Annotated in this window: 14 protein-coding genes and 1 tRNA gene; 14 read left to right on the forward strand and 1 reads right to left on the reverse strand. The window is 47.1% G+C overall.

Going from position 1 to position 17,760, the window contains the following annotated elements:
• Nucleotides 1–92: 92 nt before the first annotated feature.
• From FM107_RS03600 to FM107_RS03655, 12 genes are all read left to right on the forward strand, one after another.
• A complete protein-coding gene (locus FM107_RS03600; protein ID WP_086947136.1) occupies nucleotides 93–842 on the forward strand; it encodes a rhamnogalacturonan acetylesterase in 750 nt (249 codons plus the stop codon).
• A 10-nt stretch (nucleotides 843–852) separates the two neighbouring features.
• Nucleotides 853–1,869, forward strand: a complete 1,017-nt coding sequence (locus FM107_RS03605; protein ID WP_086947137.1) for a zinc-binding alcohol dehydrogenase family protein — start codon at nucleotides 853–855, stop codon at nucleotides 1,867–1,869.
• A gap of 379 nt (nucleotides 1,870–2,248) precedes the next feature.
• Entirely contained in the window at nucleotides 2,249–2,608 is a 360-nt protein-coding gene (locus FM107_RS03610; RefSeq protein WP_086947138.1) for a hypothetical protein, read from the forward strand.
• 18 nt (nucleotides 2,609–2,626) lie between these two features.
• Nucleotides 2,627–4,537: a glycoside hydrolase family 88 protein gene (locus tag FM107_RS03615; protein WP_086947139.1), complete on the forward strand. Its 1,911-nt coding sequence runs from the start codon at nucleotides 2,627–2,629 to the stop codon at nucleotides 4,535–4,537.
• A 106-nt stretch (nucleotides 4,538–4,643) separates the two neighbouring features.
• Nucleotides 4,644–6,110 carry a tagaturonate reductase gene (locus FM107_RS03620; protein ID WP_256959321.1) on the forward strand — a complete coding sequence of 489 codons (1,467 nt, stop codon included), beginning with the start codon at nucleotides 4,644–4,646 and terminating at the stop codon, nucleotides 6,108–6,110.
• Complete coding sequence (locus FM107_RS03625) at nucleotides 6,092–7,738, forward strand: UxaA family hydrolase (protein ID WP_086947141.1); 1,647 nt, start codon at nucleotides 6,092–6,094, stop codon at nucleotides 7,736–7,738. Before FM107_RS03620 ends, FM107_RS03625 begins: the two co-directional genes overlap by 19 nt.
• Before the next feature lie 20 nt (nucleotides 7,739–7,758).
• Entirely contained in the window at nucleotides 7,759–9,165 is a 1,407-nt protein-coding gene (gene uxaC, locus FM107_RS03630) for a glucuronate isomerase (RefSeq protein WP_086947142.1), read from the forward strand.
• The gene (locus FM107_RS03635) at nucleotides 9,165–10,196 is read left to right on the forward strand and encodes a sugar kinase (RefSeq protein WP_086947143.1); all 1,032 of its coding nucleotides are present in this window, start codon (nucleotides 9,165–9,167) and stop codon (nucleotides 10,194–10,196) included. Before uxaC ends, FM107_RS03635 begins: the two co-directional genes overlap by 1 nt.
• Nucleotides 10,189–10,836, forward strand: a complete 648-nt coding sequence (locus FM107_RS03640; protein ID WP_086947144.1) for a bifunctional 4-hydroxy-2-oxoglutarate aldolase/2-dehydro-3-deoxy-phosphogluconate aldolase — start codon at nucleotides 10,189–10,191, stop codon at nucleotides 10,834–10,836. The genes FM107_RS03635 and FM107_RS03640 overlap by 8 nt, the downstream gene beginning before the upstream one ends.
• Nucleotides 10,837–10,891: 55 nt before the next feature.
• Nucleotides 10,892–12,328: an MFS transporter gene (locus FM107_RS03645; RefSeq protein WP_086947145.1), complete on the forward strand. Its 1,437-nt coding sequence runs from the start codon at nucleotides 10,892–10,894 to the stop codon at nucleotides 12,326–12,328.
• 41 nt (nucleotides 12,329–12,369) lie between these two features.
• Nucleotides 12,370–13,989, forward strand: a complete 1,620-nt coding sequence (locus FM107_RS03650) for an NADP-dependent glyceraldehyde-3-phosphate dehydrogenase (RefSeq protein ID WP_086947146.1) — start codon at nucleotides 12,370–12,372, stop codon at nucleotides 13,987–13,989.
• Nucleotides 13,990–14,101: 112 nt separating this feature from the next.
• Entirely contained in the window at nucleotides 14,102–15,112 is a 1,011-nt protein-coding gene (locus FM107_RS03655; RefSeq protein WP_086947147.1) for a LacI family DNA-binding transcriptional regulator, read from the forward strand.
• A 56-nt stretch (nucleotides 15,113–15,168) separates the two neighbouring features.
• Here FM107_RS03655 and FM107_RS03660 read toward each other — a convergent pair whose 3' ends face one another.
• Complete coding sequence (locus FM107_RS03660) at nucleotides 15,169–16,347, reverse strand: MFS transporter (RefSeq protein WP_086947148.1); 1,179 nt, start codon at nucleotides 16,345–16,347, stop codon at nucleotides 15,169–15,171.
• 93 nt (nucleotides 16,348–16,440) lie between these two features.
• Between FM107_RS03660 and FM107_RS03665 the strand changes: the two genes are divergently transcribed.
• Both FM107_RS03665 and FM107_RS03670 read left to right on the forward strand, forming a co-directional pair.
• Nucleotides 16,441–17,379, forward strand: a complete 939-nt coding sequence (locus FM107_RS03665; RefSeq protein WP_086947149.1) for a glycoside hydrolase family 43 protein — start codon at nucleotides 16,441–16,443, stop codon at nucleotides 17,377–17,379.
• 98 nt (nucleotides 17,380–17,477) lie between these two features.
• Nucleotides 17,478–17,550: transfer RNA gene (locus FM107_RS03670), tRNA-Lys, on the forward strand.
• The last annotated feature ends 210 nt before the right edge of the window (nucleotides 17,551–17,760 follow it).

A 17,760-nucleotide genomic window follows, 5' to 3' on the forward strand; every position in this document is an offset into this window, starting at 1 on the left:
TGCGAGGAAAGATCTGTATTATTCGGAAAAAAACCGGAAATTACAAGCTTTTAGCGGACGTTAGCTTTAACACGCTTGTAAACCTTTTCATCATGCATAAAAATATACTCGTTTGCTTGGCTTTAATATTAACGGCATTTTTATTTTCAAGTTTCCTTTTGCCATTAGGTAAACCGACCATATGGATGATCGGCGACTCTACAATGGCTATCAAGCAACCCGACAAGTTCCCCGAGACTGGCTGGGGAGTTGCATTTGCGGAGGCCTTTAACCACCAGGTCACCGTCGATAATAGAGCGCGCAATGGGCGGAGCACGAAGTCCTTTATAAGCCAGGGGCTTTGGGATGAGGTCGCGCAAGGAATGAAAGAAGGCGACTATTTGTTTATTCAGTTTGGGCATAACGACGAAAAGATACATAAGCCATCTACCGGAGCAGCTATCGATGAATTTAAAAAGAATCTCGCTTTTTTTGTTCAGCAGATACGCCGCGTGAAAGGAACGCCTGTACTATTAAGTCCTATCGCGCGTCGCAAATTCCAGAACGGTGTGCTTGTAGATACCCACGGACAGTATCCGGGAGCAGTAAAGCAGGTGGCAGATAGTCTTCAGGTTACCTTTATTGACCTCACCAGCGCGAGCTCGCAGATGCTCGCCCAGGCTGGCGAGGAATCCTCGAAAGCATTTTTCTTACAGCTAGCGCCCGGCGAGCATGAAAACTATCCCGAGGGCGTAATCGATAACACCCACCTGAATACCCATGGTGCCCGCGCGGTTAGCGATATAGTGACATCCGAACTAAAACGTATGAATGATCCGCTCGCGGCATTCTTAAAGAACTAAATAAAGTATAATGAAAAAATTAGTATGTGTCGAGCCGGGGCGGTTCGAATATACCCAGGTAGACATTCCCCAGCCCTCGGCGGGAGAGTCGCTACTGAAAGTAAAGAAAATAGGTATTTGTGGTACAGATATTCACGCTTTTGCGGGCAATCAGCCGTTTTTCAGCTACCCCAGGGTGCTCGGGCATGAGGTTGCCGCCGAATATATACAGGGCGATGCGCCGGGCTACAACCCAGGAGATAAAGTAACCGTTATTCCCTATTTCACCAAGGGAAAAGATATTGCCAGCCGTATGGGCAAGCCCAATTGTGCGAGTGATATGCAGGTGCTTGGTGTACATATAGATGGTGCGATGGCCGAATATGTGGTGGTGCCGTCCGATGCGCTGCGAAAGCTCGAAGGACTTGATTTTGACGATTTGGTGCTTGTGGAGCCACTGGCGATCGGGGCCCACGGGCTGCATCGCGCGCAGCTAGTTCCCGCAGAGAATGTACTGGTTGTCGGCGCAGGACCGATAGGCCTTGGAATCATAGCGCTCGCCAGCAAAGCCGGTGGCCGGGTTATTGCCCTGGATATGGATGTAAAGCGGCTGGCGATGGCCACCGCCCTAGGGGCCAATACGGTGATTAACGCCGCAGACTCCGACGTGCAGGAGCAGATAGCTGCGCATACAGGTGGTGATATGGCCTCGCTCATCTTTGATGCCAGCGGTAGCCGGGCCGCTATTAATAACGCGTTTTCTTTTATGGCGCACGGCGCGCGGTACGTCCTGGTGGGGCTACAGAAGCAAGAAATCGTGTTTTCACACCCCGAGTTTCATAAACGTGAGGGAACTTTAATGAGTAGCCGCAATGCACTCAGCACGGACTTCCAGTACGTGATGCAGCGCCTGTCCACGGGGGAGATTTCTGCTTCTGCGTTTATCACCCGGCGCGTTGCCTTTGATCAGGCAGCGGCACTGTTTTCTGATCCCAGCAAACCGCTGCTTGGCGGAATAAAAACGGTTATCGAGTTTGATAACCCGTAGCCCGCAGATACTTTCGGCGAGAAATTCTATCTTACAGCGAAAGCGCAAACGTTATCGATAACGTTTGCGCTTTTAATTTTGGTCTACGGCACCACGAAACCGAAATTTAATACCTAAATTTCGGTTCAACCAATTGGTCCGCAGTAGACTGTAATGTTGTTATTATAGATATATCCATATTATGCTTTCAGGGGAACTTTGCCGTAAGTAAAAAGGGGGATGCAGCGATGCGCAAACAGAGTTGAAGGTATTGGGAAGCCCATTTCGTTATACGGCAGTAGGCAAGATTTGTCCGGTAACGATTGCACAGTTTTTTCTTGCCTTTGCTAGACAAAGGATGTAGACTTGTGCTGCGAATGAACCAATTCTAGACAATATCATGATTAACACGAAGAAAACATTTGGAGCACAGCGTGGGATATTTTTTATCCTCAGATCGCTCGTGGGAACCCCCCAGCGGCATCAAAGACCCACACTCAAGCAGGTGACCTCCTTTGGTAAGGCCATCGTGATGGAGAGTAACTTGAATTTGCACCTACAGGGCCAGGCCGTTCTGTTATTCTCGGATGCGTTCGATCCCTACCAGCGCTTCGAATCGAATGGAGAAGGCGAACCTTCCTGGTGTATCCAAATTCCTATTTCAGAAAAAGACCGCCAAAATATAACTATGACCGAATCGCTTAAGTACAACAGCACGTTGGGTGCCGGGTCAACAAAAGACATGTTAATGATCAATTAACCGATTAAGAAAGAAATTATGAAAGTAAATCTAATATATACGTTTTGTCTGTTACTGTTAGCCACAGTAGGTTTCGCGCAAAATAAGACGATGTCAGAGCGCATGGCGATCTCGGCAATGGAAAAGCAGTTTAAGGGCGATCAGTTTACCAATAAGGAAAAAGGCCCCAAGTGGACTTACGACATGGGCGTCGTGCTGGACGGCATCGCCGAGGTATGGAAGAATACCGGTAAAGCGGAATATTTCAACTATATACAAGCTTGGATGGATCAGTTTGTGACTCCCGAGGGGGGACTAAGAAATTACGACCCCACAGAATACAATATCGATCACATTAAAAATGGGACATCGTTACTTCTTTTGTACAAAGTAACGGGAAACCAAAAATATTTAAAGGCCGCGGATCTGTTGTATACGCAGCTGCAATCGCATCCGCGGACCAACGAGGGCGGCTTCTGGCATAAGGAAATCTATCCGTACCAAATGTGGCTTGACGGGTTATACATGGGGCAACCATTCTATACAGAGTATGCTTCTATCCGCAACATTCCGAGTATATACGAGGACGTGGTAAATCAATTTACCTACATGGAAAAGCATGCGCGTGATGAGGAGACCGGTTTGTTATATCACGGATGGGACGAGTCGCGTAAGGAGCGCTGGTCGGACCCCCAAACAGGCCTCTCCAAGCACTTCTGGGGACGCGGCATGGGCTGGTTTTCGATGGGACTCGTCGATGTGCTCGAGTATTTCCCCAAAGATCATCCTCGCCGAAAAGAGCTGCTCGCTATTTTAGAGCGTACCCTCACTGCAGCGGCGAAATACCAAGACCCCAAAACATCAGTGTGGTATGATATCGTAGATTTAGGTACACGCGACGGCAACTATGTGGAGGCCTCTGCTTCAAGCATGTTTGTATACGCCATGGCGAAAGCCGTGCGCCGTGGATACGTGTCGGACAGTTTTGCCAAAAATGTTTATAAAGGATACAAAGGGCTATTGAAAGAGTTTGTTACCGATGACGGACCGGATAAAGTAGATATAAATGGCGTGGTCGAGGTATCGGGACTCGGTGGTTCGAAATACCGTGACGGCAGCTTTGAATATTATATGTCAGAACCGGTGCGTAAGAATGACCCGAAAGGGGTCGGCGCCTTTATTCGTGCTGCTTCGGAGGCCGAGTTTCTGCAGGGAATAAAAGGCAAGCACACCTATAACGTAACGCTTGACAACTATTACAACAACGAGTATAAGGAATCTGCAGGGGGGCAGCTGCTGCCCTACCACTACCTGTGGGACGGATGGGACAATAACGGGTATGGCTTGTTCGGCCGTCTTTTCGCACGCCAGGGAGCGAAACTGCACACCTTGAAACAGGCGCCTACCGCAGCGAATCTTGCCCAAAGCGATGTTTATATTATCGTTGACCCGGACACCCAGAAGGAAACCGATGAGCCCAACTACATGAACGAGCCGCAGGCGGTAAGTATCGCGCAATGGGTGCACGATGGCGGGGTGCTGGTGATGCTTCTAAACGACGCGGGAAACTGTGAGATAGAGAAATTCAACACCCTGGCCCAGAAATTTGGTATAACGTTCAATCAAGATAGCCGAAATCGCGTGCAAGGGAAAGCCTACCACACCGGAGCGATAGCGATACCCGCAGGAAATAGCATCTTAAAGGATACTAAGAAGATCTATATCAAAGAAATCTCCACGCTGCAAGTTGTATCCCCCGCCAAGGCGGAACTCGTAGAGAGCGGTGATGTGATCATTGCTACGGCGAAGTATGGTAAAGGGACGGTGCTCGCCGTGGGGGACCCCTGGGTATATAACGAATATATTGATGGACGCAAGCTGCCCGCCGAGTATGAGAATTTTAAGGCCAGTACCGAGATCGTGAGCTGGCTGTTAAAAAAGGCGAACTAGCCTCGCCCCGTCGATAAATAAGAATAAAATAGAAAAAATATAATACCATATAAAAATGTTGCTTACAAAAGAAAATATAGAAAAGATTAATGTTTCCGGTCTCGCGATGCCTACACCGGCATCCTTCGAGCTGCCCGAACGCGTGCTGCAGTTTGGCACGGGGGTACTGCTGCGCGGCCTTCCCGATTATTACATTGACAAGGCCAACAAGGCAGGAACCTTCAACGGGCGTGTGCTGGTAGTGAAGTCTACATCGTCGAAGGGGGCCGACGCTTTTGATAAGCAGGACAGCCTATATACCTTATGCATCAAAGGAATTCAAGATGGGAAACAGGAGGTGAGCTACCACATCAATAACGCCATATCGCGGGTGCTGGCCGCCTCGAGCAACTGGCCCGAGATAATGAACGCGGCACATAACCCGGAGCTGTCGATTATACTGTCCAACACGACCGAAGTAGGGATCGTGCTCAGCAACGACAATGTAAACGATGCTCCTCCGGCATCCTTTCCTGGGAAGCTACTCGCCTTTTTATATGAACGCTATAGGCACTTCAAGGGGGATGACCAGAAAGGACTGGTGATCCTTCCCACCGAGCTGATCACCGACAACGCATCCAAGCTCAAAGGCATCTTGCAGAACCTAGCAAAACAAAATGCCCTAGGGCCCGAGTTTGAAGGCTGGCTGCTGCAAGCGAACGACTTTTGCAACACCTTGGTAGACCGTATCGTGCCAGGGAAGCTGCCTGCAGCACAGCAGCAACAGACCGAGCAAGAGCTGGGCTACAGCGACGAGCTCATGATCATGGCCGAACCTTTTAGCTTATGGGCCATCGAAACGGATTCTCCCCGGGTGCACGAGCGGTTAAGCTTTGCGCAGATCGATAAAGGCATCGTTTTAGTACCCTCCATCGAGAAGTTTAAAGAGTTAAAATTGCGCCTGCTCAACGGTACGCACACTTTCAGCTGTGCAGCGGCACTAGGCAGCGGCTTTCAGGTGGTAAAAGAATCAATGGCCAACCAGACCTTCTGCACGTTTGTAAAAAACCTAATGCGCAACGAAATTGGCCCATCGATTTTAGGCGCCTATATTGAACCCGAAGATGTCGCACAGTTTGCCAATAGCGTAATCGACCGCTTTAGCAATCCGTTTTTAGACCACCGCTGGGAGAATATCGCCCTGCACTACACCTCGAAAATGAATATGCGCAATGTGCCGCTGCTCAAGAAGTGGTACAGCAAGAATGCCGCAGCGCCGGCATATATGGCGTTTGGGTTTGCGGCATATATTAAATTCATGGATAGCAGCCTCGAAGAGGGAAAATATTTTGCAACCATCGGCGGGCAGCATGTCGCATTACAAGATGAGTGCGCCCCGGCGTTGCACGAATATTGGAAAGATAGCACTACAGTTGTTTCTAAGGTGCTCGGTGAAGATAGTTTATGGGGCATGGACCTACGCACCTTCGCCGGTTTTGAGCAGACCGTGAGCGACTATTTACAGCAAATTAACGCCCAGGGCGTACATCAGACAATTGAAAAGTTAAACGCAGAATGGCAAGTAGAATATTAAAAATACACCCCAAGGATAACGTCCTGGTGGCACTCAAGGATTTGGCACAAGGTGAACAGATTGCCTTCGAAGGGAATCTATACGTGACGCAGCAAGATGTAGCTGCCAAGCATAAATTTTTTATGCACGACATGCAGCAGGGCAGTGAGATTTATATGTATGGCGTTTTAGTCGGTAAAACCCAGTATGCGGTGCCTGCTGGTGGCCTGATGACTACCGAAAACACCAAGCATGCGGCCGATCCGTATACCTTCCGCCCATATAACTATCACTGGGAGGCGCCCGCGGTAGACCGCTTTGCCGGCCGAACTTTTGCCGGCTACCAGCGTAGCGACGGGCGAGTGGGTACAGCGAACTATTGGCTGTTTATTCCGACCGTGTTTTGTGAGAATCGTAATCTTGATGTGATCAAAGAGGCGCTATATAACGAGCTGGGCTACTCGGTGACCGGCAAGTACCGTGATTTTACACATGAATTGCTGCAAGCATATAGTGATGGCGTGGACATACACACACTGGATACCGACACGCTTTCGGCGGCAAACCACAAGAAAGGCCGCGTGTTTAAGAATGTAGATGGTATTAAGTTTTTAAATCACCAGGGCGGCTGCGGTGGTATACGTCAAGATGCGGCCGTACTCGGGAAATTATTGGCAGCGTATGCTGACCACCCCAATGTAGCCGGGGTAACGGTGCTTTCCTTAGGGTGTCAAAACCTACAGCTGAATGACCTTATAAGTGACATTAAAACGCGCAACCCACAGTTCGATAAGCCCCTACTCGTCTACGAGCAGCAGCAGTCAAAGAGTGAAGAATCGCTCATCAAAGAGGCGATCCGCGATACGTTTGCCGGACTGGTGGAGATTAACAAGCATACCCGGCAGCCCGCACCTCTTTCTAAGCTCACACTAGGGGTGAAATGTGGTGGTAGCGATGGTTTTAGCGGCATATCGGCCAATCCGGCTGTGGGCTACGCCTCCGACCTCTTGGTCGCCCTAGGAGGCAAGGTCCTTCTAGCGGAATTTCCGGAGCTTTGTGGAGCCGAGCAAAACTTAATAGACAGAACAATAGATCCCCAGGCAGCAAAGAAGTTTATACGCCTGATGGGCGCCTATAGCCATGCTGCGGAAAGCGTTGGATCAGGCTTTCATATGAACCCTTCGCCGGGAAATATTCGCGACGGATTAATAACCGATGCCATAAAAAGCACGGGTGCAGCAAAAAAAGGCGGGACATCACCCGTGGTGGACGTGCTCGATTATACCGAACAGGCGACAAAGGCGGGACTTAACCTGGTATGTACGCCGGGAAACGACGTGGAGGCGACAACGGGGAAAGCAGCATCCGGAGCGACATTGATACTTTTCACCACCGGCCTAGGCACGCCTACTGGAAACCCAATCTGTCCGGTCATTAAAGTGGCTACAAATAATGAGCTTACCCGCCGGATGGGTGATATCATCGATATCAACACTGGAGGAGTGATCGAGGGCGAGAAAACCATCGAGCAAATGGGTGTAGAAATTCTTGAATTTTGTATTAAAGCAGCAAGCGGAGAAGTGATACCTAAAGCCGTGCAGCTGAATCAAGACGATTTTATTCCTTGGAAACGAGGCGTTAGTTTATAACCACGAAACAAACAGAAGACATGAAAAACTTTTTAGACGATAATTTTCTACTAAACAGCGAAACGGCGCAAGAGCTGTATAACCAGTACGCGAAGAACCAGCCGATCATCGATTACCATAATCACTTGATTCCAGAGCAGATTGCGAATAACAGGAGCTTTGAGAATATTACCCAAGTATGGCTAAATGGTGACCACTACAAGTGGCGCGCCATGCGTGCAAATGGTGTTGATGAACGATATATTACCGGTGATGCAACCGATAAAGAAAAGTTTTTGAAATGGGCCGAAACGGTACCCTACACCATGCGAAACCCGCTGTATCACTGGACGCACCTGGAGCTGCAGCGTTATTTCGGAATAACAGAACTCCTTTCACCCGCTACGGCAGAAAAGATATACGAACAGACGGCAGAAATGCTCGCAACACCTGAATATTCGGTGCTCGGGCTACTCAAAAAGATGAATGTGGAGGTGGTATGCACCACTGATGATCCGATCGATTCACTCGAATATCATCAACAATTCGCTAGGCAGCCCCAAAGCTTAAAGATGCTGCCCGCGTTTCGGCCGGATAAAGCGATGAACGCCGACGATATTCCGGCACTCAACGCCTATATCACGAAACTCGAGACCGTGAGCGGCCTTAAGATCGACACTTTTCAAAGTTACCTGCAGGCCTTAAAATCGCGCCACGACTACTTTGCTGAAAATGGTTGCTCTGTTTCTGACCACGGCTTGGAGCAGATATACGCCGAGGACTACACCGAGCAAGAGATCGCGCAAATATTCGAAAAGATTCGTCGCGAGCAACAGATTACCCATTCAGAAAATCTGAAATTCAAATCCGCGATGCTTGTCGCCCTAGCACACTGGGATCACCAGAAAGGCTGGGTGCAGCAGTATCATCTGGGGGCACTGCGGAACAACAACGAGCGTATGCTCGCAAAGAACGGTCCGGACACCGGTTATGATTCCATAGGCGACTTCAGCCAAGCACGCTGCCTGTCGAAATTTTTAAACAAATTGGACAGTACCGATCAGCTTGCAAAGACGATCCTTTACAACCTCAACCCGGCAGACAATGAGCTTATTGCGACCATGATTGGAAACTTCAACGACGGTAAGATCAAAGGGAAAATACAATTTGGGTCCGCTTGGTGGTTCTTGGATCAAAAAGATGGTATGACCAAACAGATCAACACGCTATCGAACATGGGACTGATCAGTGGCCTAGTGGGGATGCTTACCGACTCAAGAAGCTTTCTTTCATTTCCGCGCCACGAGTATTTTCGTCGTTTGTTATGCGATATCTTTGGAGAAGACGTGCAGAAAGGGGAGCTACCCAACGACCTGGAGTGGATTGGCAAGATCATTAGCGACATCAGTTATCACAATGCTAAAAACTACTTCAACTTTCAAGGGTGATGGGTGAAGGAAAAATTTTAAACTTCGGCGAGATCCTTTTGCGGATCTCGCCCGATACAAGCTCCAGCTGGGTGGAGAGTGGTCTGCTGCCCTTCCATGTGGGGGGCGCAGAACTCAACGTGGCGACAGCTCTAGCGTGCTGGGGACTGCCCAGCGCATACAGCTCCGCGATGCCCGACAATACGATATGTCGCGATATTGCAACGCATCTGCAAAGCAAGGGTATCGACGTCTCGCGCATGCATTGGTCTGGAGAACGGCTCGGTATATACTATCTGCCTAAAGGTAAAGACGTAAAAAATGCGGGTGTCGTCTACGACCGAGCAGGCTCTTCCTTTGCGAGCCTGTCGCTCGAGCAGATTGACTGGGATGCTTTATTCTTCCAGGTAGAGTGGTTTCATTTCTCTGCTATATGTCCAGCCATCAATCAACAAGCGGCAGACATCTGCTTAGCGGCGCTCAAGCAGGCCAAAGCACGTAACGTTAAAATCTCGTTAGACCTTAATTACCGCGCCAAACTGTGGAAATACGGAAAAACGCCCCTTGAGGTAATGCCTGCTTTAGCTGAATATTGCGACTTGATTATGGGTAATATTTGGGCTGCCGAACTTATGCTCGGCACGAGCCTCGAAGAACCCCTTCGAACGGTAGAACAGGAATACCCACGACAGCTGCTACTCGAGCAGGCAGAACGTACCAGTATCGAGTTGCAGCAGCGGTTTAAGAACTGTAAATATGTGGCCAATACTTTTCGCTTTGATTATCGGCAGACAGGTATAAAGTATTTCACCACCCTAACGGTACAGGACAGGTTCTTGGTTTCAAATGAGTACCTTTCAGAATCCATTGTCGATAAAGTGGGTAGTGGTGACTGCTTTATGGCGGGACTCATCTACGGATTTCACCAAGGCATGCAAGCCAATTATACACTCGAATTTGCGACCGCCGCGGCGTACGACAAATTGTTTATTGCTAGCGATGCGACTTCCAGTTCAGTCTCAGAAATAGAAAAAAGAATACAAAATGACTAAAAGAAACGACGTATTAGACGCGATCCAGCAACAAGGGATGCTGCCCCTATTTTATCATGCCCACGAGCGAGAAAGTATTGCCATCGTGCAGACCCTTTATGCAAATGGGATTCGTGTATTTGAATTTACAAATCGCGGTGAGCAAGCACTCAGTGTTTTTAAAGCGCTAATCGCAGCACGTGATAAGGAGATGCCAGGCCTTTACTTAGGGATAGGCACCATCAAAACCGAGCAGCAAGCACAAGATTTTATAAATGCTGGTGCTGATTTTATCGTTGCTCCCACCGTCAATACCCAAGTCGGTGAATGCGCGCACCAGGCAGGCCTATTGTGGGTCCCCGGTTGTATGACGCCAACAGAAATCGCTCTTGCCCAGCAAGCGGGAGCCGGACTAATAAAGCTTTTTCCGGCCAACATCTTGGGCCCAGGCTTCCTAACAGCGATTCGTGAGCTCTTTAAAGGGCAGCTATTTATGCCTACCGGAGGAGTGGACCTAGAAATAGGGAACCTTTCTGCCTGGTTTAAAGCGGGCGTATGTGCAGTGGGAATGGGCAGTAAACTCATCGATCCTAAAGACACCAGCGGGCTGGCTCAGAACACATTAAAGGCCTTAGCGCTCGTACAGCAAGCACGAAGTTGATCTCGTCGTAACCTAACTAATGATAACTAAAATTTAAACCTTATAAACTATACCAATGACGAATGTTAAAAAAAGTACTTACAGATGGTCAATCTGTATGCTTCTATTTTTTGCGACCACGATAAACTATATGGACCGACAGGTCCTATCGCTGACCTGGAAAGATTTTATTAGTCCTGAATTCCACTGGACCAATAGTGACTACGGCCTTATCACCGCATTATTCTCCATCTTTTATGCTGTTAGTATGTTGTTTGCCGGACGGTTAGTTGACTGGCTGGATACTAAGAAAGGATTTTTATGGGCAATCGGTGTTTGGTCTGTAGGCGCTGTTCTACATGCATTTTGCGGTATTGCCACCTCCGGAATTGTTGCTGGCGAATGGTTTGTCGGCTTCCATGGAGCTAAAGAGGCAATTGCGGGGGTAAATGATGTTAGCCGTGTGATCAACGTGAGCGTCGTGCTTTTTATATTTGCTCGTTTTGTGCTTGCCGTAGGTGAGGCGGGAAACTTTCCTGCAGCGATAAAAGCTACAGCAGAATATTTCCCTAAAAAAGATCGTGCACTTTCCACCAGTATCTTCAATGCTGGAGCGACCGTCGGTGCGCTGGCGGCGCCACTCACAATTCCGATTATCGCACAGAAATGGGGATGGGAGATGTCTTTTATCATTATCGGTGCCTTGGGATTTGTGTGGATGGGCTTCTGGAATTTCATGTATAAAAAGCCGCACGAGCATCCTAAAGTAAACAAAGATGAGCTCGAGTATATCATGCAAGACAATGATCAGGAACCTGTACTTGCGGAGGGTGAAAAAGCGAAAAAGGTATCGTTAATTGGAGCCTTTAAGCACAGACAGACTTGGGCATTTGCGTTTGGTAAATTTATGACTGATGGTGTCTGGTGGTTTTTTCTCTTCTGGATGCCGGCTTATTTGTCCTCTGTATACGATATTAAGTCTTCCGACACCGAAGGGCAGCTCGCAATATTTGTCCTGTATGTAATCACATTACTCTCGATTATCGGTGGGTGGCTGCCGACCTATTTTGTCGACAAAAAAGGTTTTGACCCCTACCAAGGTAGGATGCGTTCGATGTTAATTTTCGCTTTTATTCCTCTGGTGGTGCTCGTCGCCCAACCCCTGGGGCACTATACCTACTGGATCCCGGTAGTGCTTATCGGCTTAGCGGCGGCAGCACATCAAGCCTGGTCGGCGAATATCTTTTCGACTGTAGGTGACATGTTCCCGCGCAGAATGATAGCCACCGTAACGGGTATCGGCGGACTAGCCGGAGGCGTCGGATCCACGTTTATTAACTACGGATCAGGAATACTCTTTGACCATGCGGGACAAACGCAGATGAAGTTCATGGGCTTTCAAGGGGAAGAGGCTGGATATTTTATTGTGTTTTCATTCTGTGCTGTAGCCTATCTAATAGCTTGGGTTGTGATGAAGTCACTTGTGCCACGTATGGAAATGATTAAAGACTAAGCAAATGGACTAATTTTTATCACCTATATTAAAAAAAAAGAATGGACGTAGATTTAGAGCGGATATTCTTCCGGGAAGAAGATATTCCGAAAGAGTATGCCTTGCTGGAGCAGATTGACCAGCGCGAATTCCTTTCCAACGGCGAAATGTTGCCATGGTCAGGCCAGGTAAGTGAAGTGTTTTCACCGATATGTGTGAAAACCAAAGACGGGCTAAAACGAAAGCGTATCGGGAGCTACCCTGTCTGTACCGAAAAGGAATCGATGGAAGCGCTGGAGGCCGCTGTAAGTGCATACGACAACGGTCGTGGTGCATGGCCGACGATGAGTGTGGCTGACAGAATCGCCTGTGTGGAGACTTTCACGCGGAAGATGATCGAGAAGAAAGATGTCGTTGTCAAGCTCATCATGTGGGAAATAGGGAAATCGTTCACGGATTCAATAAAAGAATTTGATCGTACGGTAGAGTATATTTATGCAACAATTGATGCCTTAAAAGATATTGACCGCGATTCCTCGGGGTTCAAGATCGAGCAAGGTATCATTGCGCAGATTCGCCGTTCACCGTTAGGTGTGGTGCTTTGTATGGGACCATTCAACTATCCGTTAAATGAAACCTTTACCACGCTGATCCCAGCATTAATCATGGGGAATACGCTTCTTTTTAAACCTCCGAAACACGGGACGCTATTACACTATCCCCTTTTGGAGGCTTTTCGTACCAGTTTCCCTAAGGGTGTTGTCAACACCATTTATGGACGTGGGAATAAGATTGTTCCACAGCTTATGCAATCCGGGAAGATCAATGTGTTGACTTTAATTGGATCTAGTCGTGTCGCCGATTCGTTAAAGAAGTTACATCCGAAAGTAAATAGACTGCGCGCTATCCTGGGTTTGGATGCCAAAAATGCAGCTATTATCTCCAAAGATGCAGATATAGATTTAGCCGTATCGGAAACGGTTTTGGGATCGCTATCATTTAATGGACAGCGCTGTACGGCATTGAAGATCGTCTATGTCCACCGGAGTATTGCGCAGGAGTTCTTAAAGCGTCTGAGTGAGGAGGTTGGTAAATTGAAGTACGGAATGCCTTGGGAAAAAGGGGTGACCCTCACTCCCGTTCCAGAGCCCAATAAGCCGGCTTACCTAACCGAATGTCTTGAAGACGCCAAGAGCCACGGCGCCAAGGTTGTCAACGACCATGGCGGGAAGACTTTAGAGTCGTTTTTCTACCCAGCAATCGTTTATCCCGTAAATTCAAAAATGAAACTTTACCGGGAAGAACAATTTGGGCCTGTAATTCCGGTTGTTCCTTTTGATGATTTGGAGGAGCCAATAGAATACCTTATTGAATCTTCACACGGTCAACAGGTGAGTATTTTTAGCAATAATGCTGCGGTAATATCCTCGCTGATCGATCCCCTGGTGAATCAGGTAAGCCGCGTGAACATCAATAGCCAGTGTCAACGTGGACCTGATACGTTTCCATTCACAGGGCGTAAGGATAGCGCCGAAGGAACCCTATCGGTTGTCGATGCGCTACGCTCGTTTTCCATTCGATCACTCGTGGCGACAAAAAATAGCGAAAGCAATAAGAAGCTGTTAAACGAGATCGTGGGCGACCACAGTTCGAATTTCTTAAGTACAAAATTCATCTTTTAGTTAGATAGTTGGGTGCAGGGGTTGGTTGCTGGCCGCCCCTGTTCTTTTCTTATATCGTTCTTCCTCGGTTTTCGTACCATTATTTGGGTATTATTAGCTATTTTTACCTAATATGGCATTTGAAAACTATACCATTAAGGATATTGCAAAGGCATTGAATCTATCGACTTCAACGGTCTCTAGAGCACTCCGCGATAGCTATGAGATAAGTGCGGAGACAAAGAAGCTGGTGATGGATTATGCGCAGAAAATTAATTATCGCGCCAACCCCATCGCTCGAAGCCTCAAAGAGCGCAAGAGTAATAGTATAGGGATCATCGTAACAGAGATTGCCAATAATTTTTTCTCTCAAGTAATTGACGGAATTGAGTCTGTTGCCTATAGTAGAGATTATCAGGTTGTAATTTCGCAAACCCATGAGTCCTCTGAGCGGGAAAAACTGAATGTAGAACACCTTTTCTCGCGTTCCACCGACGGCCTGTTGATGGCGATGTCTTCCGAGACCGCTGACGTGACCTACTTGCGTAATCTCATGGAGCGAGGTTTTCCAATCGTGTTTTTTGACCGCGTCCCCAGTGGAATTGCTTCCCATCAAGTGATCGCAGATAACCGGCAAGGGGGCCTGGAGGCTGTTAACTACCTAGTCGCGCAAGGGAATAAGAAAATTGCCCACCTTACGGGTGCCCATAACCTATCCATTACCACGGAACGTTTAGAAGGGTTTAAAAATGGGCTAACCGCCAATAATCTCCCTTACTTTCCCGAACTTGTAAAGTATTGTGAATATGGTGGACTTCTCCAGGAGGAAATTGAAAACGCGGTAAATGAACTCGCGCAGCATAATTACGATGCTATTTTTATCTCAGGAGACAAGTTGACCACTGGATATCTGCAGGCAGCAATGGGAAGCTCGGATATCGATACGGATAAAATTGCGATTGCCGGTTTTACCAACTCCAAAGTTTTCAATATATTCTCGCCTTCGATTACGGCTATACGCCAACCCGCTTTTGAGATGGGAAAGCGCGCCGCTGAGCTACTGATAGAGCAAATTGAATCTAAATACCCCATTGATGAATTCCAGACTGTCGTATTGCCGACGACACTTATAGGCCGGCCGTAACTTCCTATTCAGGATGCACGTTGGCGCGTGAATGGTCTCTCCCTCGGCATACTGGTCTATTCGTTGTTGAAAGCTTTCAGCCTTGTTGTAAGCACCAACATTAGTAATCCAAAGAAAGCAAACAAGCCAAAAGAATAGCGTAAGTTAAAGAGTTCGGCGACATAGCCTATCAGCGGAGGGCCCATTAAAAAGCCCAGATAGCTCACGCTAGAGACCATTGCGAGTGCCACGCCAGAAGATATTGTAGGGTGCTTTCCTGCCACCGAATATACCGAAGGAATATTACAGGCAACCCCTATTCCTACCAGCATAAATGCAAGTGTGCATATGACTAAACTCGGAAAAAGTACAGCCGTCATCATACCCATAAACATGAGAATTCCACTTATTTGCAGCGTACGTTTACGGCCAATACGACCGATAACCCGATCGCCAGCAAATCGACCTAAGGCCATCATCACCATGAATGAAGCATATCCTAGAGTCGTAAGGGTTGCTGGAGCCATAACAATATCCTGAAAATATACGCCACTCCAGTCGAACATCGCTCCCTCGGTAGCCATACTACAAAAACCGATTACACCGAGCGAGATGAGGAGCTTATCGGGTTTAAAGGAAAATGATTTCTTGTCTGTGCTGGCAGACACGTCTTGGACAAGGTAGTTTTTATTGACGAATATATTTGCAAAGACGAGCACCGAAACGAGGAGAAAGTGTAAGCCTGTTGATATAGCTAGGTTCAAGGTGAGCAGCCCTATTAGTGCACCGCTGAACCCCGCAATACTCCAGGATCCATGGAATGAAGACATGATCGGTTTTTTGTACACGCCTTCGGCAAGTACACCCTGTGTGTTGACCGATATGTTACATATATTTCCAAGGATTCCAAACAAAAGTAGACACAACCCGAGTTGCCACGCATCGGTCGCTAGGGAGATCGAACAAAGCACGAGTAAATAGATTGCTACGCCAATGGGAAGAACGCGATGGCTTCCGTATTTACCGACCAGTTTACCAGAGATCGGCATGGTAATAAGTTGACCAATGGGCAACATTAATAATATTGTTCCTAGTTGAGCATCAGAAAGTTGTAGGTATCCTTTGATGATTGGTATCCGACTAGCCCAGCTAGCGAAGGCAATTCCTTGACCAAAGTAAAAAAGAGAAACTGCAATTCGAATGCGCGTTCTGTTATCGTAGTTTGCTCCGAGAGGAGCTGTTTCTGGAGTTTCCATCGCTGCCGTGTTTGAGTGCAAAATTACATCAAATTTTGATTAAAAAGTTGTAAACTTGTAAAACAGCTATAACCACCCAAACTTAGATTTCAGATGAAACACTTTCTTTGCTCGATTACCATTTTACTATTCAGTTTGTCTGCCGTTTTTGCACAAAAGGATAGCGTATATATGTTTTCCTATTTTGTTGGTAACGGTGAAGATGGCTTGCATTTGCTTTACAGCGAAGATGGATTTAAATGGGAAACAATCGAACGGACACCTTCTTTTCTTACGCCGAAATTGAGTTCTGATAAATTGATGCGTGACCCCTGTATTATACGTGGGAAAGACAATAAGTTTCATATGGTTTGGACCGTCAGCTGGACCCAAAAAGGAATTGGTTATGCCAGTTCGGACAACTTAGTGGATTGGTCTGAACAGCTCTATATCCCGGTGATGGAACACCAAACTAAGGCGCGCAATACTTGGGCGCCAGAGGTTACCTACGACCCAGCGAATCAAGAATACATGATCTACTGGGCAACGACAATAGAAGGCTTATTCCCCGAAACACAGGTTGAAGAAGACAACGGGTATAATCATCGAATGTACTATGTGACGACTAAGGATTTTGTAACCTTCTCCGATACAAAACTCTTGTATGAGCCGGGATTCAATAGCATCGACGCTACTATTAAGCACGATGGTAGCAAGTGGGTCATGTTTATAAAAGACGAAACGCGTGTGCCCGCACAGAAGAATATTAAAATAGCGTATTCGGATAAATTAACTGGCCCGTATTCTCCAGCGAGCAAACCGATAACTGGTTCCTATTGGGCGGAAGGACCAACGACTGCGAACATTGATGGTTATTGGACAGTATATTTCGATCGATATATCGATAATAGATTTGGGGTTATACGTTCTAAAGATCTTAAAACATGGGAGGATATTTCGGGTAAGCTGGTTTTCCCAAAAGGGCTTCGACACGGAACAATTTTTAGGGTGTCTCGTAGCGAACTGGATGCAGTATTGACCGTAGCAAATTGATTAATTGCTTTGTTTATCAAGCAGTACGATCGATCAAATTAAAAAACTCAAAAAAACTATTGACAATTCTTCGGATTGACCTTACATTTGTTTTGAACGACTTCGTAGCTCAGTTGGTAGAGCAACAGACTCTTAATCTGTGGGTCCTGAGTTCGAGCCTCAGCGGGGTCACGTTAATAATCAGGGTGTTATGTAAAATAGCATTCTGATTTTTTTGTTTAAAACGAACATTTGACGAACAAACTCCCAGTTCCTAAATAAACCTTTATTAAATAATAAGTTATTTTTCTTTATTTTTAAGTGTTTCAAAAAGAGAAAATTATGATTTTATTAGCCGGTTATTCGATTTTAATCATTTTTTTCACCCTTTGTTTTAGTTGT

Source organism: Sphingobacterium sp. JB170, from assembly GCF_900163865.1.
In the GTDB taxonomy this organism is placed as follows: domain Bacteria; phylum Bacteroidota; class Bacteroidia; order Sphingobacteriales; family Sphingobacteriaceae; genus Sphingobacterium.